This window comes from Hydrococcus rivularis NIES-593, from assembly GCF_001904635.1.
GTDB lineage: Bacteria > Cyanobacteriota > Cyanobacteriia > Cyanobacteriales > Microcystaceae > Hydrococcus > Hydrococcus rivularis.
The window spans coordinates 1-21,571 of the sequence record NZ_MRCB01000048.1; the positions used below are offsets into that span (position 1 = coordinate 1).

The following is a 21,571-nucleotide window of genomic DNA, read 5'->3' on the forward strand; positions in this document are numbered from 1 at the left end:
GAGCCAGTCGTCCCCCGATTCTTCGGTTTAGACTGAACGAATCGCACTTTTTGGCTGCGTTCTCATCTCTATCATGATGTGTGCCACAATTAGAACAAGTCCATTCTCGAATATTTAGCGGCTTCTTCCCGTCACGATGTCCGCAGTGAGAACAAATCTGAGAAGAAGGAAAGAACCTATCTATTTCGATTAGTTTTCCGCCAGTTTTTTCAATCTTGTACTGACAGAAATTGACTAACATCCCTATGCAAGCATCAGCCAAAGATTGAGCTAAATTAGTTCTCTTCAACCCCTTAATATTGAGATTTTCAAAAACTAAGACTTGGTTTTCGTCTACTAACTTGCGTGAAAGTTTATGGTAAAAATCAGCACGAGCCTTGGTCAAATGCTCGTAGACCGAAGCTACTTTTTTCTTGGCTTTGGCTCTTTTCTTTGAACCCTTCTGCTTCCTTGAAAGCTGCTGCTGTTTTCTACGAAGATTGCGTTTGATTCGGTTAAAGTGACGAGGATTAGCTACTTTAGTTGTCGATTCTCCATCAAAAACCGTCACTAGATCAATACAACCAACATCAATTCCAGAAATTTTTAAGTTAGAAATGTCAGGTAATTCCCGTTCTGGAATTTCCATTAATATTGAGGCAAAGTATTTTTCAGTCGAAGTTTTAGAAACGGTTACTGTCTTGATTTTACCTGCTATCGGTCGGGCAATTTTAGCTCTAACTTCTCCAATTTTAGGCAGCTTAACATCACCGTTCTTAGTTACAGAAACTCGCTGAGGATAAGCGATAGTTTGTTTGTGGGAGCGCGACTTAAACCTAGGAAATTTAGCTCTCCCTTCAAAGAAGTTTTTCAACGCCTTTTCTAGGTTTTTTAAGCTTTGCTGTAAAGCTTGAGAATCTGCCTCAGACAACCATTGAAACTCTTCTGTCTTTTTAAGATTGGTGACAATAGACCAGTTGAAACAATATGCTGAAAAGCAGGCAAAGGAGGAGAAATAGTTTTTTCTGGTCGCAATTCATCTCATCGGTGAGCTTCGCTGCACCGAGAGTCTTCTTGCTCCATTGAGATAAATCGAAATTCCATCCCAGCGCATTGATAACTGCCGCTTTGCGATCGCTAGAAATAGTTCGTTACGTTCTACTGCACTGAGAATGACAAAATGGATTTTTCAGATTTCTGCCCACATCTATAGCCCTTTTTTGTCAATTCCTCTATAAGAATTTTTATATTGCTTTAAATAAATTCATACGAGACGATCGCTTGAAAAAAGCAAAAATTTCGTTTTTTTTATTTAACGTTGGCTCAAAAGTCTTGCTAAATCTAAATTCTAGAAAATAACTTTATTTTTTGGTTATAACAGGCCTGAGATTATTCTCAGATTATAACTCCTCAAATGACCAAATTTCGTTGCTTAATGAAAATCTTCTCACACATTAAGATATATAAAACAAAGCTATTTGATTGATATTTTAAAATTTTAGAAACAGAATTTATTGGTTTATCTTATTAAATTTGAGCGATCGCAAAACTGGAAATCTCTTTTAAACTTAAGGTAGGCATTAAAGATTTTTGCGGAAAAAGTTCCTGAGTGGCTGAAGTAGTTGAAAGATTGGGGAGTTGATTAAAACTCAACCCAACAGCTTGAGTGTGGAAGAGGAGGAGAAAATGTTAGAACGTCTTTTCTGGAGTGCCTTTTTAACGGCTTGTCTTTGGAATATCGTCCATTTCTCAGAGCTATCGCAGTCCTCTTCGCAACGATCGGGAGAACTGTTAAATGCGAGCGATCGCGTCTCGGTCGTAGCAAGTCGCTTACATGACTAGCTGGGTTACCTCGCCAAATCTTTTTCCTTAGTCGGTTGATGCACGAGCCGATTGCGCTCGTCAATAGAGCGAGCCAGATTTTGGCTCGCCCTGCAGGTAAAAACGATCTTGCTTCTACAAAAGCAGATCCATCAATTGCATGACGCGAATACTTTCTGGGGATAAAATTGCTTCCGGCGACTGGTTTTCTAAATGCTTCTCCAGCAATCCTTTGAGAGAAATCAGTTTGAGGCTATTTTCGGCAAGCGTTTCTGCGATCGCTTCAGCGGCGGGAAGATAACCAATTGCCCCCAAATCCATCAAAGCCGATCGCCGCAATTGCAAATCGTCCCGTTCTAATGCTCGAACCAAACGCTCTCCATAAATAGGGTCCCCGGTCAGCTGGTACATCGCCCGCGCCGCTGCATACCGAACTTTTTCGACAAAATGTTCTAAAAACGGCTCGATAGCTGCGATCGCGTCTTTCGCCTGTAGCGTTCCCAAGGCCTCAAGAATCGCTTCGTAGGGTTGCACCAAATGAGGCTTGCCAGGAAATTGCCGGGCGGCTTGCACTCCCCCATCCAACAATTTCATCAGCGCGGGAATGGCTGTCGGATCGCCCAGCTTTTCCAAGGCTTGAGCGGCGGATTCTCGGACGTAGTAATCCGGACAATCCAAACATTTAATCAAGGGAAGAACGGCTTGGCGATCGCCCAATTTTCCTAACGCCGTTGCCGCATTTCTGCGCAGGGGATAGCCGCCATCGGGAGTTCTATCCGTTTCGTCTTCTAACGCTTCGAGTAAAGCCGCGATCGCTTCCGGTTCCCTGACGCGAAAACGACCGAGCCACCAGGCGGCATAGTATCGCTGTCCCAAGTCTTCTCGCTGTTTGAGATTAGCGATCGCGCCTTCGATCGTTAAAGACGGATGATCGGCGGATGAATCGCCTGTCGATAAATAAGTTTCCAAATTTGAATTGGGATTAGTCTCCATCATTAGACTGCTCGCCCGACCCATTATTGGATGTCCAGGGCTTGATACTTAAAATTGTGCCACCCATGCGAGTAATTCGTCTCATTTCATCATTCATGCGCTGATAGGGCACTTTAATGAAAACGCTGCTGCTCGAACGAAAAGGATAGCTATTTTTATCATTGTCCGTATTTTGTCGCACTCCCGCGACTTCATAGACAAAAACGCGATTATCTGATGCAGTTTTACCGAGCATAATTGCGATATTTCCTTCAGTTAACTCAAAAAAAGATTTTATCTGGAAAATTAGGAATTGGAGAGCGATCGCGCTCTAGCAGACAGCTTCCCCAATTCCTATCTTCTTTTTAGGCCAAGTTACAAACTCGCAGGAGTAATGCTCGCCACCTTGCCCCCTTGACGGTTGATTTGCTCTAAGGTACTGTTGAGCTGTTCGTAAGGAACGAAGAAAGCTTTGCTGCCCCGACGTACTCTGGGATATCCGGGTCCTGTCATTCCTGCTACCTCAACGCGGTAAACTTTGTTGGGAGAACCGAAAGGCACGGAACCGCCCAATGCTTTCGTAGGCGTAGTTCCTACTCCCAAGTTACGAGACCGGGAAGCCCTATAAGTATTTCCCGGTGCAACCACCGCAGATGCAGTATTCTGACCGAGTTCGCCTGCTAAGCGAGGTACTCCGCCTCCAAGTTGGGAACAATCGCTATTGGCATAGCCGCGATACAGCTGGAACATGCGGGTAAATCCGACTGTCTTTTGTCCGGTCTGGGTCGCAAAGCCGCGATAGTAAGGAACGACATTCTCGCCAAAATTCTCCAGATACTCGGCTGAATCGATATAAGAATCGATATCAGCTTCGTAGCCTTGATTTTGATAGAGGTCGAGGTGATAGATGAACTCTGACTCGTCGTAGGGAGCGCGACCCAACAAGTGTTTAAAGTTCAGCTCAATCGTCCGAGTCTGGAAGTTGTTATAGAAATACTTATTTTTGTAAAGTTCCGATTTCGCTACGGCGCGAACGAACTCCCGAACGCTGAGAGAACCATTAGTCAAAAGCGACTCTGCGCTTTTTAGACGCTCGGATTCCATGATATACTCATTGCCGATTACCTGACGGTAGACGGCGCGGATGACGGCTTTAGCGTCATCTTGAGACCAATTGGGACGCAGCTCAACAGGTGCTGCGCTATCAAAGGCTGATGTCCCCAAACGAGATGCTGCTACTGTAATAGCCACTTACAATTCTCCTTTTTTAAAACCAAAATCTAACTGGTTAAGCTTGCGTGATGCTAGTAACTTTGCCACCTTGACGGTTGATTTGTTGCAATTTATCAGATAATTGCTCGTAGGACACGAGATATTCTTGATTGCTTTGCCGGATTTTTGCCCTGGAACCGAGCGTCGGGGCTTGAGCGACGCAGACTCGATAGAAATGTCCGCGACTGCCACCGGCAATTCCAGCTAGGGCTTCTTGTGTCGAACCAATGCGAATGGGCGAAGCAGTATTGCGAGAAACTTCCCGCACTAGCTTAGCTGTTTTTGTTCCTTGAGAGCGATCGCTACTGGCATATCCCCGATAAAGTTGGAAAATCCGGCTAAAGCCCACCGTTTTTTGATTTCGTTGAGTCGTAAATCCTCGATAATAAGGGACGATTGAGTCGCCAAAATTTTCTTGATACTCTGGAGAATCCAGATAAGAGTCGATCTCGGCTTCATAACCTTCATGGTTATAGAGATCGGTATGATAAGCAATCTCCGCGCGATCGTAAGGTGCCCGTCCTAGCAGATGCTTATAGTTCAACTCAATAAACCGATTCTGCGGATTAGAGTAAAAAAACTTTTCTTTATACAATTCTGAGAGTGCCAAAGCCCGAACGAAGTCTTTTACGCTAATCGTGCCATTGCGTAACAAGGACTCAGCACTCGCTAGCCGTTCGCTCGACATCAGATGCTCGTTTCCCATTACCTGACGATAAGCGGCTCGAATGACGGCTTCAGCGTCTTCTTGAGACCAATTTGGGCGCAACTCAACGGGCGCCATCTCGCTAAAAGCCGAGGTGCCCAGCCGAGATGCGGCTAATGTAATCGCCATTTTTGAGTTCTCCTTAATGAAAACAGAATTCAATTCGCGTTCTTAAGCCGGCGTAATGCTGGTAACCTGACCGCCCTGGCGGTTAATTTGCCGCAATCTTTCAGATAATTGCTCGTAAGGAATCAAATATTCCATATTGCTGCGCCGAATTCGTGCCATGCGCCCGATTTTCGGTGCTTGCGTAACTCGTACCCGATAGAATCTCCCTCGGCTACCGCCAGAAGTTCCGGCAAGAACGGTACCCGTAGACCCGATATAGATAGGCGAAGAGGTATTCTGGATGACTTCTCGGTTCAAACGGGGCTGTTTTCCACCGCCAATTTGAGCTTTATCGCTACTGGAATACCCGCGATACAGTTGAAAAATCCGAGTAAAGCCAACCATTTTTTGCAGACCTTGGGTAGCAAAGCCGCGATAATAGGGTACGATCCATTCGCCAAAGTTACTTTGATATTCCTCTGAATCGAGGTAAGAGTCAATTTCTGCCTCATAGCCGCCTTCATCGAGCAATTGGCTGTGAGCCATCATTTCTTCGTAGCTTTCCGGGGCGCGACCGAGGAGATGCTTGAAATTTAATTCAATAGCTCGATATCGATAGCAATTATCAAAAAATCGGGAACGGTACAATTCCGATTTGGCTACCTGCCGGACAAACTCGCGCACGGAAATATTTCCTTGTTTGAGTTGAGATTCGGGAACGGTTAGCCGTTCGCTCTCCATTACATAAGCGTTGCCCAAAACTTGCCGATATACGGCTCTAATGACCGTCGCTTTATCGGCTTCTGAAGCATCGGGACGCAGTTCGACGACTGCTTGTTTGCTATAAGGTTCGATTCCTAAGCGTTGGGCTGCTGCTAAGCTTGTCATTTTTGCCTCCTAGCTGGTTTTAGATATAATAAGACCCGGATAGACGAACGATTGCTAACCCTTTTGCTAACAACCTCCCGCCTTTCCGGGTCAAAAGGAGCTTAAAAGCTCTATTAGCTCAGGGCGTTGATTGCATAGTCGATGTAGGAATTTGCTTCGACTGCTGCGTCGCCACTTAAACCGTGGTTGGCTTTGATGTACTTGAGCGCCTCAATGTACCAGCTAGGAGACAATTCAAAGGTACTGTTGATTTCATCAAGACCTGCGATCAAATATTCGTCCATCGGACCAGTACCGCCAGCAATACAGCAGTAGGTAATCATGCGGAGGTAGTAGCCGATGTCGCGAGCGCACTTGTCTTTTCCGCGTTGGTCGGCAGCATAGTTCGGCCCCTGCATTTGAGTGGTGTAGGGGAACTTATTGTACACGGCTTGAGCGGCACCGTTGATTAAGTTTTGAGCGTTGGCAGTCAACGCTTTAGCAGCTTCCAATCCAGATTTGGCTTGGCGCAAACGTCCAAAAGCAACTTGCATCTCGGTGCTGCTGAGAAAGCGACCTTGAGAATCAGCAGAGGCAACGGCTTCAGTCAAAGGGGTTTTCATAGTTTTGGTATCTCCCGATTATTTGGCAAAATTTTCCTAGAAAGGGTGTTGTTTAATCTATCTGCTTTTAATGACTGCTATTAAGCAACAGCCGCAGCAGCTTGATCGAAGTAGCTAGAAATTTCAGCCATCAAAGCACTGCAATCGCCAGGAGTGATATTATTCCGGTCGTTTGCGATCGCGATCGCAGCTTCCTTCATCTTTTGAACGCCAGCAGCAACGGAAGCGCCAGGAACGCCCAGAGCAACATAGGTTTCGCGCAGACCGTTCAAGCAGCGATCGTTGAGTACGCTAGCATCGCCAGTAAAGGTAGCATAGGTAACGTAGCGCAAGATGATTTCCATGTCGCGCAAGCAAGCTGCCATACGACGGTTGGTGTAAGCGTTACCTCCAGGAGCGATCAGTTGAGGCTGCTCGGCAAACAAGGCACGAGCTGCATTAGCAACGATAGCAGAAGCGTTGCTAGTGATCCGGTTGACTGCGTCTAGACGCTTGTTGCCATCGGCAACCATTTTGTTGAGGGCGTCGATTTGAGCGGTAGAAACGAAATCACCGCGAGCATCAGCTTGGGAAACAACCCTGGTAAATGCGTCAAACATTGGAATTCATCTCCTAATTAAAGTACTTCAAGTTAAGTTGAGTTTGGTTTGACAAAACCGAGTCTCGATGCAAATTTCCTAAGCAGTTTGAGCCACTTAGAAGGTTTATAGAAACAGTTTTCTTGTTTTTCCGCTCCCCCAGCATTTCTTAAAGTTTTTTTAAGAAACTGAGAAAACTTCACACAAATGTGATGAACCTCAAGAAGGTGGATTTAGGTGTTTGGGTTAACTCTCACCTGACTTTTTCCCACCTCAAGTTACTTTTATACAATGGGAATGAACCTTTGTTTGTTACATCTTGTAAATTTTTTCAGAATTTGATGGAACCGCTCTTTAATTGTCTATAGGTTAATCAATCCCCAAGCTGCTAAGGCAGAGGCAATAGCAACCAATCCAACAAAGGTAGCGCCAAAGATCGCGATCGCTTTACCCAGCATTCTCGCTGCTTTCGGATAAGGCGGTTTCTGCCACTCCCACCGATATTCCCGTATGGGTTTGGCTTGGAAATAACCTAGTGTTTCCAGTTGCTTGCGATGGTCTTCCCCGTAGCGAGGCATTCGCGCAAAAGGCAGATCGCCTTGGTTATGTTGGGGCAGAATTCGCCGCCGTTGATAGGGAACGGTATCGTAGCCAAAATTAGTCAGATACTCTTCGCTATCGAGCAGCTCGTCAATAAACCCTTTCAACCCTTTGGTAGCGAGTACGATAGACCAAGCCAGTTTTTCGCGATCGCTGTAAACATCCCGTCCTAGCAGTCGTTGAATGCACATCTGCACAAACCGATAATTATTATTCGGCTCGTAATTGCGCCGCCGGAAAGTGTCAGAAAGAACTAATCCCCGGATAAAATCTCTAACCGTAATTTGACCGAATTTCAGTTGAGATTCCAAGGTTTTTTGGCGATTGCTGGCGAGAAGCTGTTGTTCGTTAAAAATTTGCCGATAGGCTGCTCTAATTAGCTCGTCGATTTCTCCTCCCGATAGAAGAATTTCTGTATTATAAATCGCGGGCTGTTCGTCCCCCGGAACTTCAAAACCTTCTACTCGCTGGTTTGAGGTAGACGGGGGATAGTTTAACAAAGGAATCGACACCTTAAACCTCCTTAATTAAGGACAGGGCTAAAGTTTCCGTCTTAGTCGGAAATTTCTGCTATTTTCAATTGAATGAGTAATTTTGCTTATTTATCTTTGAGGGTAAAAGATGGCGTTTGCCAAAATTTCGTTTTTTCATAATCTGTAATATTTTGCAGTAAGCTAGCTCAACTTTGGTAAGATTTAAAATCTTTAATGAATTTTCTTTCAGTTGCGACGAAACTCTTATTAGATAAGCTTATTGAGGGTCGATCGCTCTGAGCTTTTATGACTTGTTTTTCATAATTCTCAAAATAACTTAATGAGAATAACTTCTTTTTAAGTTGATAGATTTTTATATCTAGCAAGCAAGATGCTCGCACTACAGGTAAAATCTAAAACTTCAGCAATTAGCATTCGTTTGCTCGCATGCCCCGATACTCACCCAAGTACTCGAACCGTCTGCCCAGTATTCTTTTTTCCAAATAGGGGCATTGTGTTTGAGGGTATCAATGGCATAGCGACAAGCTTCAAAAGCTTCCGCGCGATGGGGACAGCCAACTGCCACTAAAACGCTAATTTCTCCAATCTCTAGCTTGCCAATGCGATGGTGAATAATAACGCGATTGGTATCCATCCAGCGCTGGCGAATCTCGGCGGCAATTTGACGAAAGATTGCCAGTGCCATTGGTTCGTAGGCTTGGTATTCTAGGTAAAGAACGGGCTTTCCATCGGTTTGCTGGCGAACCGTACCGCTCATAACAACAATTGCGCCATTAGCAGGATCGTTGGCAAGATTGTAAACTTCATCGAGCGATAGGGAAGCAAAACTGATTCTAAAGCGATCGCGTTCTCCAGTCGTACTGGCAACAGATGTTACGCTAGAAGTCATAGGCAACAAGAATTTTGAATTGACTTACTTGTATTTTGGCGCAGTCAAGGGCGATCGCGAATTTCATAATACAAAAGCGGTCGTTTGTTAACGATCGCCCGTCGGTTTGGCGACATGCCGAGTTTCTCAAGCACTCGGATTGAAGCTGCGTTTGCTTCGTCAACATCGGCAAGAACGCGATCGCTACCGAGTGTTTCAAACGCATAGCGCAACACTGCCAAAGCCGCTTCCGTAGCGTAATCGCGCCCCCAGAGTTGAGGTTTGGTGCCGAAGATGAGACTCGGCGCTTCCTGGAAAAAGTCTAGCAAACCTGCGAATCCTGCGACTAGATCGCTCTGGCATTCAAAGAAAAGCCAAAGCCCATATCCACCGTTTTTGAAACTTTTGATACTTAAATCGACGAAAAATTGTGCTTCTTCGCGGGAAATAATGCGATCGTCGAAGAGAAATCTTCGTACATCTGGATCGTTCCATAACTCGTGCAAGAAGTCGAGATCGTCGATCTGGCACGGACGCAGGTGCAAGCGATCGCTATAAAGCAAGTAGGTCATTGTCATTCATGGCTGAAACTTATTTACAGGCATATTTATCTGCTCGTAGTTATACCTGACTCGATCCCCTTGATGTAATAATATACTACAAAAATATATTTGTATTATGCAACGGAATAATCTTTCTACTTGCGATCGCACATTCGCACGATATTAAATAGGCTGGTCGCATGACCATTTTTTGAATTCAAAATTCAAAGTTCAAAATTCAACCAGGAAGAAGAAGAATTTTGAATTGATAATTTTGAATTGTTTTGGCTCAAATTTTCAACTCGCCTTGAGATTTCCGATCAGATATAAAAGCGCCATCCGCACTGCTACTCCGTTAGTGACTTGCTCGGAAATTAGACTCAAAGCAGGATCGTCCATCAAATCGGAATCAATTTCTACGCCTCGGTTAACGGGTCCCGGATGGAGAACTTTGACATCATTTTGACAGAGCTTGAGGCGATCGCGCGTAATGCCATATCGTTGGTGATACTCCCTCAAACTGGGCAATAAATGCTCGGTCATGCGTTCTTTTTGCAGGCGCAAGGTCATAACAAAATGGGCATCCTGCAAAGCGGGTTCGATTTCCCAGTGTAACAATAATTGACCTCCATGAGTGCGATCGCCCATACTTGCAAATAACATAGGAACTAGCGTCGGCGGTCCTGCTAAATGAACTTCCGCTCCTGCCGCCGTCAAACTCCAAATATTAGATCGCGCTACCCTTGAATGTAGAATATCGCCGACAATGGCAATTTTTTTTCCTCTTAGCAGTTCGACGCGAGGATTTTCTGGGTCTAGTAGAGATGTAATAGTAAATAAATCCAGTAAAGCTTGAGAAGGGTGTTCGTGCTGTCCGTCGCCTGCATTGAAAACGCTAACTCCAGTATTAAGGCGATCCATTTCTTGTGCGATCGCGTTGGGAACGCCTGCTTGCTGGTGACGGATCACCATAATATCGGTTCCCATCGCCAGATAAGTTTTTGCCGTGTCTAAAATGGTTTCTCCCTTAGTTATGGAAGAAGTCCCTGGCGAGAAATTGAGGATATCGGCAGAAAGCCGCTTAGCTGCCAGTTCAAAACTGCTGCGCGTGCGCGTTGAAGGTTCAAAGAATAAATTCGTCACCACCCGTCCCTGAAGGGCTGGGACTTTTTTGGTTCGCCTTGAGAGAACTTCCCGGAAACTCGAAGCAGTTTGCAGCACGATATCGTATTCTTGGGGAACCCAATCAGCTAGGGCGAGGATGTGGTGACGAGTCCAGGTAAATTGCATAATGGGAAAGTTCCCTATTCATATCTTCGATTATTTTGCTACAAAAGGTGGCGCATCGTCTCAAGAAAACAACGATCGCGTTATTCTATGACTCCTAACTTCAAGCTAATAAACATAAATATGACAAAAAGGATGATGACTATGAAAAAGCTCGCGTTAGCTTTGGCTTTGTGCTTGTTGCCGACGAGTGCTGCTTTAGCCCAACTGCTTTCTCAGACTAACTCCCCATCCACTAACGACTCTTCGCTGATTTCGCCCGAAACTCGTATTAACTATAACTTTTTGCGTCAATTATTAGCGACTGGACAGTGGCGCAAAGCCAACGATCGAACCAAACAATTGATGTTGAAAGCAGCCAATCGAGAAGCGCAAGGATGGCTTTCAAGCCAAAATATCGAAAAATTTCCTTGCTGGGATTTGAAAACAATTGATAGTCTTTGGAAAGAATATTCCAAAGGGCGCTTTGGTTTTAGCGTCCAGTTTCCTATTTTTGTAGAAACTGGTAACAGACCGGGGCGATTGGTAGACGTAGATGCATACGAAAAATTTGGCGATCGCGTTGGCTGGCGAAAGGAACAACGATGGATCGATTTTAAGGAAAATTTAAACTATAGTCTCGACGCACCAATAGGACATCTTCCCAACCCAAGACAAGAATATCAAATTAATGGAGGAAGGCTCGAATATGTCACGCTTAGCAAGCGAATGGTTGACTGCAAGTTAGTTACTCCCCCAGCGAATCCAACGCCTCCAGCGAGCGAAACTAACCCATTAAATGTAATCCCTCCAGGAAACGAAACAAAATCATTAAATGCACAGAAAAAATAAGACGATTGCTCTAATTTTCTTTTCTTAATTTTGTCTTTTTTGTCATCTAGTAGAATGACAAAAGACTAGAAAAAATCAGCGATCGCGAAAGGATTTATATAATGTGTCATTAATTGTCTTTAAAAAATTTCGGCTCATAATTTTTAATCTATGGGTTGAATAATTTCATCCACCTTACGACAGAGCTTAGAGTTTCTTACCCAATTAATTCTCTAACCAGTTGAGACTTTAATGGTTACACCTAACAGTTCATGCTCAAAACCGTTATTGGGAACTGCTATTGCCCTTTCTCTGCTCGCAGCAGCGTGCAGCCCCGGTCAGCAGCAGGCAGGTGCTGGCGGACCGCCAGCCTTTCAAGTCAAAATACAGACAGCCGCAAAAGCCATGGTTGCCGACAGTAGCGAATACGTAGGCAATCTCGAAGCGAAACAAAGAGTCCGCTTGGCACCGCGAATCGACGGTCGAATTCTGCGGATTTTCGTCGATAGTGGCGAGAGAGTCGCGGCAGGGCAGAAAATCGTCGAACTGCAACCGACCAGAGAGCAAGAAGACGTAAGAGCCGCCGCCTCGCAAGTCAATATCGAGAAAGCGAATCTCAATGCAAGACAAGCTGACTTGAGGGCAGCAGAAGCAGAACGCGCGCGAGCAGAAGCCCAGGTTGAAGAAGCTAGGGCTAATTTGGCGAGAGCCGATGCGGACGTACAAGACATTCAAGCCGAATTAGAATTGGCGCAGAAAAATTACGATCGCTTCGTTTTTCTAGTCAAGGAAGGGGCACAATCCCAACAGGATTTGGACAATCGCACCCGCGACCTCAATACCAGGAAAGCGCAACTCGCATCTCGGATTAAAACCCGCGATTCTCTAAGAGGATCGCTCAATGCCTCCGTCAAATCTTTACAAGCAGCCGAAAAACGAGTCGAACAGGCACTAGCTAATATAGACAGTCAAAAGGCAGCCGTGGCAAGAGCAGAAGGACAGTTGGGAGTCAGCAGCCAGACGCTCGGCTTTAACACCGTGACTGCTCCAATTAACGGCATAGTTGGCGATTTTCCTTATAAAGTAGGAGATTACGTCCAAATTGGGGCAGAACTTACCACAATTACGAATAACCAAACCTTTGACCTACGAATTAGCGTTCCTACGGAACGTCGCTCCCAATTGCGAACCGGACTACCTGTCGAGATTATCAATGCGGATGGGAAGGTAGAAGTCAAGGGTCAAGTTACGTTCATCTCCCCCAATGTCAATAACACCAACCAAACTATCCTTGCCAAAGCCACCTTCCGCAATGATGGCAGCTTGCGAGACAACCAATATGTCAAGGCGAGAGTCGTTTGGGAGCAACAACCGGGCGTGTTAATTCCCACCACTGCCGTTACTCGCATTGGCGGACAGCCTTTTGTTTTTGTTGCCCAACAAGCAGAAAACAAACAAGGAAAGCCGACGTTAGTGGCAAAGCAAAAGCCCGTGACCTTGGGAAGCATTCAAGGGCAAGACTACGCCGTGCGATCGGGAATTAAGGCGGGTGAAAAAGTAATTACTTCGGGTCTTCTCAATCTCCAGGATGGAACGCCCGTTGCCCAAGAGACGATCGCATCGCAACAGAAGAAGTAATTTCGGAATTCGGAAGTTAATATTTTCCTATTCTCGGAGTCTCCCCGTCTCCCTGCTTCCCCTCACTCTTATCGAGGAGCTTATGCTGTTTTCTATTTCCACTCCCTTTATCAAACGACCTGTCCTAACGACAGTCTGCACCATAGTAATCATCCTAGTTGGAGCCATCTCCATTCCCCTACTGCCGATCGCGAAACTCCCGCAGATCGCGCCAACGCAGGTACAAGTGACCGCCACCAATATCGGTGCCGATGCGAGAACCACAGAAGAGACCGTCACAACGATTATCGAGCGAGAAATCAACGGGGTTGAGGACATGAGATATATGTCCTCCAACACGAGCAACAATGGGGTTACTAATATTACCGTTACCTTTCCCACAGAGGTAGACAGAAATATTGCTCAAGTTAACGTTCAAAATCGAGTGGCTCAGGCAGAAGCAGAGTTGCCAGAGGTGGTCAGACAAACGGGAGTGACAATTAACAAAGCTTCCCCAAACATTCTCATAGCGATGGCTTTTTACTCAGAAAAAAACGAGAATGGAGAGTACATCTACGACACCTCATTCATCAGTAACTACGTTGATTTATACGTTCTTGACGAAATTAGGCGGATTAAAGGGGTTGGTAGGGCACAGATCGTTGGGGAACGGAAATATGCCATGCGGATCTGGCTCGACCCCGACAAACTCGCCGCACGGGGACTCAGCGCTCAAGATGTCGTCGATGCCGTTCAGGAACAAAATATTCAAGTGGGAGCAGGAAAAATCGGTCAGCAGCCAGCCCCAGACGAGCAACAATATGAAATCCCCCTGCGAGCTGTCGGTCGGATTAAAAACGTCGAAGAAGCAGAAAACCTGGTTATTCAGGTGGGGGATAACGGCACTCTAATTCGACTAAAAGATGTAGGTCGAGCCGAATTAGGTGCAGAGAGTTACGACACAGACGTAATCTGGAATGGTTCGCCAGCCATCGGTTTGCCAGTCTATCAGTTGCCCGGCAGCAATGCTCTGGATACGGCTAGTGCTATCAAAGCCAAGCTAGCCGAGCTATCAAAGCAATTCCCAGCTGGCATGAAAGGAGAAGTGGGATTCGATCCGACTCTATTCGTCACTTCTTCAATTCAAGAAGTAGTTTTGGCCCTGGTGCAAGCGATCGCGTTAGTAGTTCTGATCATCTTCGTCTTCTTGCAAGACTGGCGCACCACCTTAATTCCCGCCATTGCCATTCCCGTTGCTCTGATTGGGGCGATGGCGTTTCTGTTGATGTTTGGGTTTGAACTCAACCAGTTAACCTTGTTCGGCTGCGTGTTAGCCACGGGGCTGGTCGTAGACGACGGGATCGTTGTCGTTGAAGCGATCGCCAAAAAAATCGAGCATGGCATGCGACCGATGCAAGCCGCCCTCGATTCGATGGAAGAATTGTTTGGAGCCGTTATCGCCACCTCAATCGTATTGATGGCAGTATTCATCCCTGTCTCTTTTTTCCCCGGCAGTACGGGCATCGTCTACAGGCAATTCGCGCTGACGATCGCTTTTGCGATCGCCCTGTCTACCTTTAACGCCATCACCTTCTCGCCGAGCATGTCAGCCGTCCTGCTGCGCCCCAGGCAGGAAGCCCAAGGACCTCTGGGCGCCTTCTTCCGCTTGTTCAATCGATTCTTCGAGTGGGTCAACCGACAATACAGAAGGTTTATAGAATTTCTGACCCGCATTAAAATGCTGGTCGTCGGCGTTTTTGTTGCAGGTTTGGTAATAACGATAGGGATCTATCAGATCGTTCCGAGTGGATTTGTCCCAGAAGAAGACCAGGGGTACTTTATCATTATCGGTCAAGCCCCGGCTGGCGTTTCTCTCAACTACACCGCTGCCCAAGCAGAACAGATCGATAAGCTGATGAGCGGCATTGAGGGAATTCGAGGCAGATTCTGTCTGGCTGGTTTTGGCTTTGATGGCAATGGCTCCGATAAACTGATCTGCTTTGCTCCTCTCAAACCCTGGGACGAACGTCCCGGTGCAGAAAACTCGGTTTATGGTTTGCTCGCTCAAGCCAACCAGAAACTTGGAAGTCTTACAGGCATGCTAGCCTTTGCCGTGAATGCCCCTCCCGTTGACGGATTAGGTCAGTCTGGCGGTTTCGAGTTCGAGCTGCAAAACCGCCAACTTCTGCCGATGGAAGCGCTGATCGACAATGCCCAGAAACTCGTTGCGGCAGCTAATCAAAGACCCGAATTCAAATCGTCCAGTCCGAGACCGCTGGTATTTACGACCTTCACATCTAACACGCCTCAGATGGAAATTTCCATCGATCGCAGCCAGGCAAAGGCACTCAACGTCGAGATCGATGAAATTTTTGAAACCCTACGAACATATCTTGGCTCCAACTACGTCAACGATTTCATCCTCGGACAGCGGCAATATCGAGTTTACGTGCAGGCAGACCGCGAGTTTCGCTCCAATCCCGACGACATCAGCCGCTTGTACGTGCGATCGCGCGATGGCAACATGGTACAACTGAGCAACGTGGTCAATATTAATGAATTTACCTATCCGCCCACGGTGACTCACTACAACATCTACCCCTCGATCGAAATTCAAGGCGCTCCCGCACCCGGTTACAGTACCGGACAAGCGATCGCAGCCATGGAAGAGGTAGCCGCCCAAGTCCTACAACCCGGTTTTGGCTTTGAATGGACGGGAACCGCCCTAGAAGAAAAATCTTCTGGCGGTGCTGCGCCGATTATTTTCGGCTTAGGTTTTGTCATGGTTTTCCTGGTTCTAGCCGCTCAGTACGAAAGCTACATCGATCCCGCTATCATCATGCTCACCGTGCCTCTAGCCGTTTTGGGCGCTCTAGGAGGCATCTGGTTCAGAGCCAATATCTTTCAGGCGGGCGGACTTTGGCCCGTGGTCAATAACAATATCTATTGTCAGGTGGGTCTGGTAATGCTCATCGGGATGGCAAGCAAAAACGCGATTCTGATTGTGGAATTTGCCAACCAATCGCGAGAGTTAGGCATGAGCATTACTCAAGCAGCGCTCTATGCAGCAGAACAGCGCTTCCGACCGATTCTCATGACGGCAATTTCTACTCTAGTCGGTTTCATGCCTCTCGTGACGGCAAAGGGTGCGGGTTCTCTCGCTCGTTGGTCTTTGGGAACTGCCGTTTTTGGTGGCATGTTAGTAGCCACTTTCTTAAGTCTGTTGTTTGCCCCCATTCTTTATATCGTCATTAAAAATCTAGAAGAGACCTTCTTAAAAGGCGGCGGGCCGGGCAAACCTCGTCCATCCCGACGGACGGAAACCATGTTGCCTCCCTCCTCTGAAGAAGAAACCGTTCCTACTTTTCGAGCCTCTGGGCAAAATGAGTAGATTGTTATACCAATTTCCATTCAGACCTGCTACAGATAGTTGAATGGGAAAAGGAGTATGCTTCTTTCCCCTTTCCCCTGTTCCCCTCTCCAAGGATTTGTAGCGATATTTTAGGAAATTCATATTAAGTATTCATTAGCCTTGTTTATAGCGCAAAGCAACAAAGCCGAGAAAGCGAAGACCCAAATCTTTTATTTTTTTGCTCTCTTTTTAACCTATTATTAATCAGGACTTAACTAAGCTATGATAGGTCACAGTGAAGCAATGGTACAGGTAGGAACCCTGGTTCGGGTACTTTATCCCGATTATGCAGCAGGGATTCTGGGACGCATCCTAGCAAGGGAAACGTCGGGACGCTGGATAGTCAAGTTAGAGGAAAATCCGTTTGAAAAGAGCGACGAACCACTTTTTTTGTCTTTAGAAGAGACGGAGTTTGAAGTCATCGAACCACAAGGATGATGTTATTTCCAAAAGAGCTTGATACATTAAGAAAAACACAATATTTACATAATATAAAGTGGTTCGTACTCTCTTTATTACCAAGGAAAAACCCTATCCCCCAGCAGGTGGCGTAGAGCTGCGCAACTGGCAAAATATCAACATTATGATGCAGTATGGCTCGGTAGGGGTTTTTTCTATCTGTCAGTGGAGCGCGAGTTCGCAAGTGCCCGCAGGAATTGACTTTTGGTATCCCTATACGCTTGCCAAGTCCGTTTCGTCTTGGGAAAATTGGAAACGCCGTGCCTGGTTGCTTCGCCCCAATGCCCATCCCGATGTGGATAGGTTGTATCAACAAGCTGCTGCCAAAAAATTAGAAAAAGTATTAGCAGAATTTCAGCCAGATTTAACTATCGTCGAAGAGATATGGTTGTATCGCTATCTTAAAATTATAAAACGCCAAAAATGTCGAATTATCTTTGACGAACACAATATTGAGGCAGATCTCTTCGAGCAAAAACACGGCGCCTTAAAAATGAGATTGCCGCGCCTTAAATCGATCGAGTTAGATTTTATTCGTAAAGCCGATCAAACATGGGTTTGTAGCGAAGAAGATGTCGCTCTTGTAAAGACGTTGTACGGGCGGCAATTTCAACCCCAAGCGATTCCTAACGGAATTGATGTAGCTTCTTATGACTGCGTTCGCCTCGAGCAATGCAATCCTCCTGAAGGGTTCGGGGAAAAACAACACAATTTAATCTACATGGGAACTTTTTCTTATCCTCCCAACAAAGTTGCAGCGAAGTTACTCATAGAAGAAATTTATCCTCGACTGCGAAAAAGTAACCCAAATTGTCGCCTGCTGCTGGTAGGACGCAGCCCGACCAAATCGATGCTGCAAGCTGCCGAGTTAGAACCTGGAATCATCGTGACCGGAAGCGTTCCAGACATCCGACCTTATTTAGCTGCTGCTAGTGTTATGGTCGTTCCTTTACAGCAAGGAGGAGGCACTCGTTTAAAACTTCTGGAGGCTTTTGCATCTGGTTGTCCGGCAGTCAGTACTACTAAAGGGGCAGAGGGATTAAACGTCACAGATGGCGAGCATCTCTTAATTAGAGATGAAATTGAAGCGATAACCGAAGCCGTAGAACAGCTTTGGTCGAAAAATGCCCTAGTTGAGAAACTGACTGCTGCTGCTTACGAATTGGTTAAGGCAGAATATTCTTGGGAAGCCGTGAGCAAAAGAGTAGACCAAGCGCTCCAGCAACTTTTGTAGCGATGTTTTAATTGGTTACTTTTTTGCTGCTCATTTTCAAGTTAACAAACTAATATATTTGCAATTTTAATTTGCATTTCCTATTTCCGAACGGGTGGCTCAAACATATAACCTTTCCCGCGAATAGTCTTAATCCATTTGCTGTCAAAATCGCCGATTTTTTTACGAATTTGACCGATATGAACGTCAACTTTCCTTTCGGCACCGATCTCATCATTTTGACTCCAGACTGACAAAATTAATTCCGAACGTTCCCAAACGCGATCGGGATGACTGGCTAAAAAATACAACAACTCAAACTCCAAAGCTGTTAGAGATACTATTTTTTCTTCTACTACTACCTCGCATTTTTGAGGATCGATAATTAACTTGTCAAAAATGAGGCGAGATGGGTAGGAAGAAACAAGGGGATATATTACGTTATTAGAAACCTGTCGTCGTTTTAATAATGCTTCAATTTTAGCTTTGAGAATCTCTAGATTAAATGGTTTAGTTTGATAATCGTCAGCTCCTCTTTCAAATCCTTCTAATACATAATTGACATCGGTAAGACAGGTTAACATCAAAACGAACTTCCCTGTTTGACGGATTTCTTGGCAGAGATTGAAGCCACTATCGTCGGGTAGATTGACATCTAAAATCACCAAATCTGGCTGAAATATTTGGAAGATTTTCCGAGCAGTTTTAGCATCTTCTGCGGCAGCAATTTCATAGTTGTTATAGCTAAAAAAACGAGAAATTAGGTAGCGAACTGCCGGATCGTCATCTACAACCATTATTTTATTTTGAGCGGAGGGAACAACCATAACAGTTAGGCAATCTATTAGAGAGTCACTAAAATTTTGCTGTTGAGATCGTTAGTGTCTTTGCTCGGTAAGGGTAGAGCGAATTGATACTAGATTTTGTTTGTTGTTTTCAAGCAAATGTCTATATTAAATTCTCAAATAGTCTGGCTCGCTCTAACATGCCTTTTGTTGCAGGCTGAGCGAAACAGAGTCAAGACATTTCTTGAGTTTTTTGTAAATTTACCAGAAAAATTCAGCTTTTAGACATTTTTACCATCATTATTGCAATTGTATTAATTCTTTTGCACAATTTCTTGTACTCAAAGGATCGCTTCTTTGCCATATTGACTTCTATAACTTAAAAAGTTAGCGAAAATAGAAGAAGTCGAGGACAAGAAAAAGATTTGGCCAGGAAAATTATTTCTGACGTCTATCTCCTCGTCTGTCGTTCGTCTTTGCGATCGCTATGCTTTGGCCCTATACGACTCCCGGCATTTCCGACGATCTATTCGAGCGCTTGCCCGGCATTCCCTTAAGCAAGCGAGAAGTAAGATTGCTGTTGATCTGTGCCCTGAGATTAAAAGCCGATTCGGTTTTATGGGATATTGGGGCAGGAACTGGTACTATTCCAGTAGAAACAGGATTGCTCTGTCCCAAAGGGAAAATTATTGCAGTAGAACGAGACGAAGAAGTTGCCAGCTTGATTCGCCGCAACTGCGATCGCTTTAGCGTCGCCAATGTAGAAGTCATCGAAGGAAGCGCCCCAGATTGTCTTGAAGGGCTACATCCTTTACCGGATAGGGTTTGTATTGAAGGAGGGCGACCGATTGAAGAGATTTTGAAACAAGTTTGGCAGTACCTAAAACCCGAAGGCAGAGTTGTCGCAACGGCAGCCAATCTAGAAAGTCTTTACCTGATCTCAGAAGGCTTGGCAAAGTTACAAGCGCGCAATATCGACGTGGTGCAAGCAGCCGTCAATCGCTTGGAGACGCGCGGAATTCATCAAATCTTCGCCGCAGTCGATCCTATTTTTATTTTGAGCGGCGAAAAGTTGGATTCCTGATAGCGCGATCGCTCCCTACAATTCATCCAAAATTTATACAATTTGAATACGGGAATTTGTTAACCTTTCATAAGGATTTCTTAACCTGACCTGGCTGGTATTTATTTTCGCCACTGGGTTTTTTCTAAAAACAATAATATGCCTTGGTCTCGTATTGTTAGTGCTATTGTTGCGATCCCCCTAGCTTTGGGGATGATTATTGTCGGGGGCTGGTACTTCACCCTGGGAATTGGAGTCATTGTCTTTTTGGGACAGCGGGAATATTTCCAACTGGTTCGTGCCAAAGGCATTGCGCCTGCTGCTAAGACGACACTGGTACTCTCTCAATTATTGCTCGTCACAGCTGCGATCGCGCCTACGCTAACCGATGCCGTGTTTCCCTTAACGGGCGCTCTAATCTGCTTTTATCTGCTCTTTCAGCCCAAATTAGCGACGATTGCCGACATATCAACTTCAATTCTCGGATTATTTTACGGTGGCTATCTTCCCAGCTATTGGATTAGATTGCGGGTTGGTTTTATGCCAGCCACAATGCCAGTCAGTATTGCTAGCAGCAATCTGCCTTTGATGGGTTTTTGGCCCCAGTCTTGGATGCACCTGAAGCTGTTTCCGCCAGCTTTAGTCATTACTTTTCTGGCATTTGGTTGCATTATTGCAGCCGATATCAGTGCCTATATCATGGGCAAGTTCTTTGGTCGCACTCAATTGTCGCACATTAGTCCAAAAAAGACAGTTGAAGGCACTATTTTTGGCATTTTAGGAAGCATCGCCGTTGCAGAAATTGGAGCCTGCTATTTAGAGTGGCCCTATTGGCAAATAACGGGGCTGATTTTAGGGGTGTTAATTGGTATTGTTAGTCTTCTAGGCGATTTAACCGAATCGATGATGAAACGCGATGCAGGCGTAAAAGATTCGGGACAATTAATTCCCGGACACGGCGGAATTCTAGATCGCACGGATAGTTATGTTTTTACTGCTCCTTTGGTTTACTATTTCGTCACTTTATTTTTGCCCTTGTTAGAGGATGTCTGAAAAGTTAGGAATGATTAAGCTCGCGATCGCGAACAGAAAGAAAAAGCTCTCGTAACATTAATCTGTCAATAGGAAAAAACGACAGGTTCCGAGAGTCATGAATCAATCATACCGTTCTACGCTCTGACTCTGCCAACGGTTTTGAAGTTTTGCCGAGGCGCTGGGTAGTTGAACGAACTTTTGGTTGGTTTAACTGGTGTCGGCGTTTAAGCAAAGATTATGAGGTATTACCAGCCACTTCTGAGACGATGATTTGAGTTGCCATGATTCGTCTGATGCTGAGGCGATTGGCTTAGTCTGCGACTTTTCAGACATCCTCTTAAGAATGCTGGCTGCCGACCCAGCCCGAATGCATTCGGGCCCGAATGCGGCAGTGCATTCCGCACGGCTGGAACGACCGTCACAGCCCTCGGAGACTCGGTAAGACGTGCGACCCGTTCTA

22 protein-coding genes and 1 pseudogene are annotated in these 21,571 nt (G+C 45.6%); 9 read left to right on the plus strand and 14 right to left on the minus strand.

The genetic code is table 11. The features are described from left to right. Window positions 1-1,015: RNA-guided endonuclease InsQ/TnpB family protein (locus NIES593_RS21900; RefSeq protein WP_342747392.1), on the minus strand; the 1,015-nt coding region annotated here is incomplete at its 3' end. 650 nt (window positions 1,016-1,665) lie between these two features. Here NIES593_RS21900 and NIES593_RS24415 point away from each other — a divergent pair. Further along, window positions 1,666-1,821: a hypothetical protein gene (locus tag NIES593_RS24415; RefSeq protein WP_175561205.1), complete on the plus strand. Its 156-nt coding sequence runs from the start codon at window positions 1,666-1,668 to the stop codon at window positions 1,819-1,821. A 114-nt stretch (window positions 1,822-1,935) separates the two neighbouring features. Here NIES593_RS24415 and NIES593_RS21905 read toward each other — a convergent pair whose 3' ends face one another. The 11 genes from NIES593_RS21905 to NIES593_RS21955 form a co-directional block, all read right to left on the minus strand. Beyond that, window positions 1,936-2,793, minus strand: a complete 858-nt coding sequence (locus NIES593_RS21905) for a C-phycocyanin alpha-cysteine-84 phycocyanobilin lyase subunit CpcE (protein ID WP_073601610.1) — start codon at window positions 2,791-2,793, stop codon at window positions 1,936-1,938. After that, window positions 2,783-3,028: a rod-capping linker protein CpcD gene (locus NIES593_RS21910; RefSeq protein ID WP_073601611.1), complete on the minus strand. Its 246-nt coding sequence runs from the start codon at window positions 3,026-3,028 to the stop codon at window positions 2,783-2,785. Before NIES593_RS21910 ends, NIES593_RS21905 begins: the two co-directional genes overlap by 11 nt. Window positions 3,029-3,147: 119 nt before the next feature. Then, window positions 3,148-4,023 (minus strand): phycobilisome linker polypeptide, encoded by an 876-nt coding sequence (locus NIES593_RS21915; RefSeq protein ID WP_015143847.1) that lies wholly within the window; start codon window positions 4,021-4,023, stop codon window positions 3,148-3,150. Between the two features lie 37 nt (window positions 4,024-4,060). Next, the gene (locus tag NIES593_RS21920; protein ID WP_073601612.1) at window positions 4,061-4,879 is read right to left on the minus strand and encodes a phycobilisome linker polypeptide; all 819 of its coding nucleotides are present in this window, start codon (window positions 4,877-4,879) and stop codon (window positions 4,061-4,063) included. A gap of 42 nt (window positions 4,880-4,921) precedes the next feature. Then, complete coding sequence (locus NIES593_RS21925; protein ID WP_073601613.1) at window positions 4,922-5,746, minus strand: phycobilisome linker polypeptide; 825 nt, start codon at window positions 5,744-5,746, stop codon at window positions 4,922-4,924. Window positions 5,747-5,859: 113 nt separating this feature from the next. Beyond that, window positions 5,860-6,348, minus strand: a complete 489-nt coding sequence (cpcA, locus tag NIES593_RS21930) for a C-phycocyanin subunit alpha (RefSeq protein ID WP_015143844.1) — start codon at window positions 6,346-6,348, stop codon at window positions 5,860-5,862. 80 nt (window positions 6,349-6,428) lie between these two features. Next, entirely contained in the window at window positions 6,429-6,947 is a 519-nt protein-coding gene (locus tag NIES593_RS21935; RefSeq protein ID WP_073601614.1) for a C-phycocyanin subunit beta, read from the minus strand. A gap of 341 nt (window positions 6,948-7,288) precedes the next feature. After that, window positions 7,289-8,038, minus strand: a complete 750-nt coding sequence (locus NIES593_RS21940; RefSeq protein WP_073601615.1) for a phycobilisome rod-core linker polypeptide — start codon at window positions 8,036-8,038, stop codon at window positions 7,289-7,291. A gap of 382 nt (window positions 8,039-8,420) precedes the next feature. Next, window positions 8,421-8,909 (minus strand): molybdenum cofactor biosynthesis protein MoaE, encoded by a 489-nt coding sequence (locus NIES593_RS21945; protein ID WP_073601616.1) that lies wholly within the window; start codon window positions 8,907-8,909, stop codon window positions 8,421-8,423. Between the two features lie 44 nt (window positions 8,910-8,953). Continuing rightward, a complete protein-coding gene (locus NIES593_RS21950; RefSeq protein ID WP_073601617.1) occupies window positions 8,954-9,460 on the minus strand; it encodes a GNAT family N-acetyltransferase in 507 nt (168 codons plus the stop codon). Window positions 9,461-9,727: 267 nt separating this feature from the next. Next, the gene (locus tag NIES593_RS21955; protein ID WP_073601618.1) at window positions 9,728-10,720 is read right to left on the minus strand and encodes an aspartate carbamoyltransferase catalytic subunit; all 993 of its coding nucleotides are present in this window, start codon (window positions 10,718-10,720) and stop codon (window positions 9,728-9,730) included. A 141-nt stretch (window positions 10,721-10,861) separates the two neighbouring features. On the opposite strand from NIES593_RS21955, the gene NIES593_RS21960 reads away from it, so the two are divergent. The 5 genes from NIES593_RS21960 (at window position 10,862) to NIES593_RS21980 (ending at window position 18,249) form a co-directional block, all read left to right on the plus strand. Beyond that, window positions 10,862-11,548, plus strand: a complete 687-nt coding sequence (locus NIES593_RS21960; RefSeq protein WP_175561206.1) for a GUN4 domain-containing protein — start codon at window positions 10,862-10,864, stop codon at window positions 11,546-11,548. Window positions 11,549-11,779: 231 nt separating this feature from the next. Continuing rightward, entirely contained in the window at window positions 11,780-13,165 is a 1,386-nt protein-coding gene (locus tag NIES593_RS21965) for an efflux RND transporter periplasmic adaptor subunit (RefSeq protein WP_073601620.1), read from the plus strand. 82 nt (window positions 13,166-13,247) lie between these two features. Then, on the plus strand, window positions 13,248-16,535 hold the full coding sequence (locus NIES593_RS21970; protein WP_073601621.1) for an efflux RND transporter permease subunit: 3,288 nt from the start codon (window positions 13,248-13,250) through the stop codon (window positions 16,533-16,535). Between the two features lie 243 nt (window positions 16,536-16,778). Beyond that, a complete protein-coding gene (locus NIES593_RS21975; RefSeq protein ID WP_217652006.1) occupies window positions 16,779-16,994 on the plus strand; it encodes a hypothetical protein in 216 nt (71 codons plus the stop codon). A 58-nt stretch (window positions 16,995-17,052) separates the two neighbouring features. Beyond that, window positions 17,053-18,249 carry a glycosyltransferase family 4 protein gene (locus NIES593_RS21980; protein ID WP_073601623.1) on the plus strand — a complete coding sequence of 399 codons (1,197 nt, stop codon included), beginning with the start codon at window positions 17,053-17,055 and terminating at the stop codon, window positions 18,247-18,249. 80 nt (window positions 18,250-18,329) lie between these two features. Here the strand turns inward: NIES593_RS21980 and NIES593_RS21985 are convergent, their stop codons facing one another. Beyond that, window positions 18,330-19,055, minus strand: a complete 726-nt coding sequence (locus NIES593_RS21985) for a response regulator transcription factor (protein WP_073601624.1) — start codon at window positions 19,053-19,055, stop codon at window positions 18,330-18,332. 445 nt (window positions 19,056-19,500) lie between these two features. On the opposite strand from NIES593_RS21985, the gene cbiT reads away from it, so the two are divergent. From cbiT to NIES593_RS22000, 3 genes and pseudogenes are all read left to right on the plus strand, one after another. Then, the gene (cbiT, locus tag NIES593_RS21990; protein ID WP_073601625.1) at window positions 19,501-20,097 is read left to right on the plus strand and encodes a precorrin-6Y C5,15-methyltransferase subunit CbiT; all 597 of its coding nucleotides are present in this window, start codon (window positions 19,501-19,503) and stop codon (window positions 20,095-20,097) included. A 138-nt stretch (window positions 20,098-20,235) separates the two neighbouring features. After that, a complete protein-coding gene (locus NIES593_RS21995) occupies window positions 20,236-21,129 on the plus strand; it encodes a phosphatidate cytidylyltransferase (protein ID WP_073601626.1) in 894 nt (297 codons plus the stop codon). Window positions 21,130-21,245: 116 nt separating this feature from the next. Continuing rightward, window positions 21,246-21,386: pseudogene (locus NIES593_RS22000) on the plus strand (transposase); the annotation flags it as partial. Here the strand turns inward: NIES593_RS22000 and NIES593_RS25845 are convergent. Beyond that, window positions 21,319-21,571 (minus strand): hypothetical protein (locus NIES593_RS25845; RefSeq protein ID WP_245817707.1); only part of this gene is annotated, 253 nt, incomplete at its 5' end. The pseudogene NIES593_RS22000 and the gene NIES593_RS25845 sit on opposite strands and share 68 nt — an antisense overlap.

What these genes read in the sequence shown, in the direction of transcription:
- NIES593_RS21925 (WP_073601613.1), bottom strand. Translation starts at nt 5,746, where the DNA reads ATGACAAGCTTAGCAGCAGCCCAACGCTTAGGAATCGAACCTTATAGC.
- NIES593_RS21920 (WP_073601612.1), bottom strand. Translation starts at nt 4,879, where the DNA reads ATGGCGATTACATTAGCCGCATCTCGGCTGGGCACCTCGGCTTTTAGC.
- cbiT (WP_073601625.1), top strand. Translation starts at nt 19,501, where the DNA reads ATGCTTTGGCCCTATACGACTCCCGGCATTTCCGACGATCTATTCGAG.
- NIES593_RS21960 (WP_175561206.1), top strand. Translation starts at nt 10,862, where the DNA reads ATGAAAAAGCTCGCGTTAGCTTTGGCTTTGTGCTTGTTGCCGACGAGT.
- NIES593_RS21985 (WP_073601624.1), bottom strand. Translation starts at nt 19,055, where the DNA reads ATGGTTGTTCCCTCCGCTCAAAATAAAATAATGGTTGTAGATGACGAT.
- NIES593_RS21905 (WP_073601610.1), bottom strand. Translation starts at nt 2,793, where the DNA reads ATGGAGACTAATCCCAATTCAAATTTGGAAACTTATTTATCGACAGGC.
- NIES593_RS21965 (WP_073601620.1), top strand. Translation starts at nt 11,780, where the DNA reads ATGGTTACACCTAACAGTTCATGCTCAAAACCGTTATTGGGAACTGCT.
- NIES593_RS21945 (WP_073601616.1), bottom strand. Translation starts at nt 8,909, where the DNA reads ATGACTTCTAGCGTAACATCTGTTGCCAGTACGACTGGAGAACGCGAT.
- NIES593_RS21995 (WP_073601626.1), top strand. Translation starts at nt 20,236, where the DNA reads ATGCCTTGGTCTCGTATTGTTAGTGCTATTGTTGCGATCCCCCTAGCT.
- NIES593_RS21970 (WP_073601621.1), top strand. Translation starts at nt 13,248, where the DNA reads ATGCTGTTTTCTATTTCCACTCCCTTTATCAAACGACCTGTCCTAACG.
- NIES593_RS21975 (WP_217652006.1), top strand. Translation starts at nt 16,779, where the DNA reads ATGATAGGTCACAGTGAAGCAATGGTACAGGTAGGAACCCTGGTTCGG.
- cpcA (WP_015143844.1), bottom strand. Translation starts at nt 6,348, where the DNA reads ATGAAAACCCCTTTGACTGAAGCCGTTGCCTCTGCTGATTCTCAAGGT.
- NIES593_RS21950 (WP_073601617.1), bottom strand. Translation starts at nt 9,460, where the DNA reads ATGACCTACTTGCTTTATAGCGATCGCTTGCACCTGCGTCCGTGCCAG.
- NIES593_RS21910 (WP_073601611.1), bottom strand. Translation starts at nt 3,028, where the DNA reads ATGCTCGGTAAAACTGCATCAGATAATCGCGTTTTTGTCTATGAAGTC.
- NIES593_RS21955 (WP_073601618.1), bottom strand. Translation starts at nt 10,720, where the DNA reads ATGCAATTTACCTGGACTCGTCACCACATCCTCGCCCTAGCTGATTGG.
- NIES593_RS21935 (WP_073601614.1), bottom strand. Translation starts at nt 6,947, where the DNA reads ATGTTTGACGCATTTACCAGGGTTGTTTCCCAAGCTGATGCTCGCGGT.
- NIES593_RS24415 (WP_175561205.1), top strand. Translation starts at nt 1,666, where the DNA reads ATGTTAGAACGTCTTTTCTGGAGTGCCTTTTTAACGGCTTGTCTTTGG.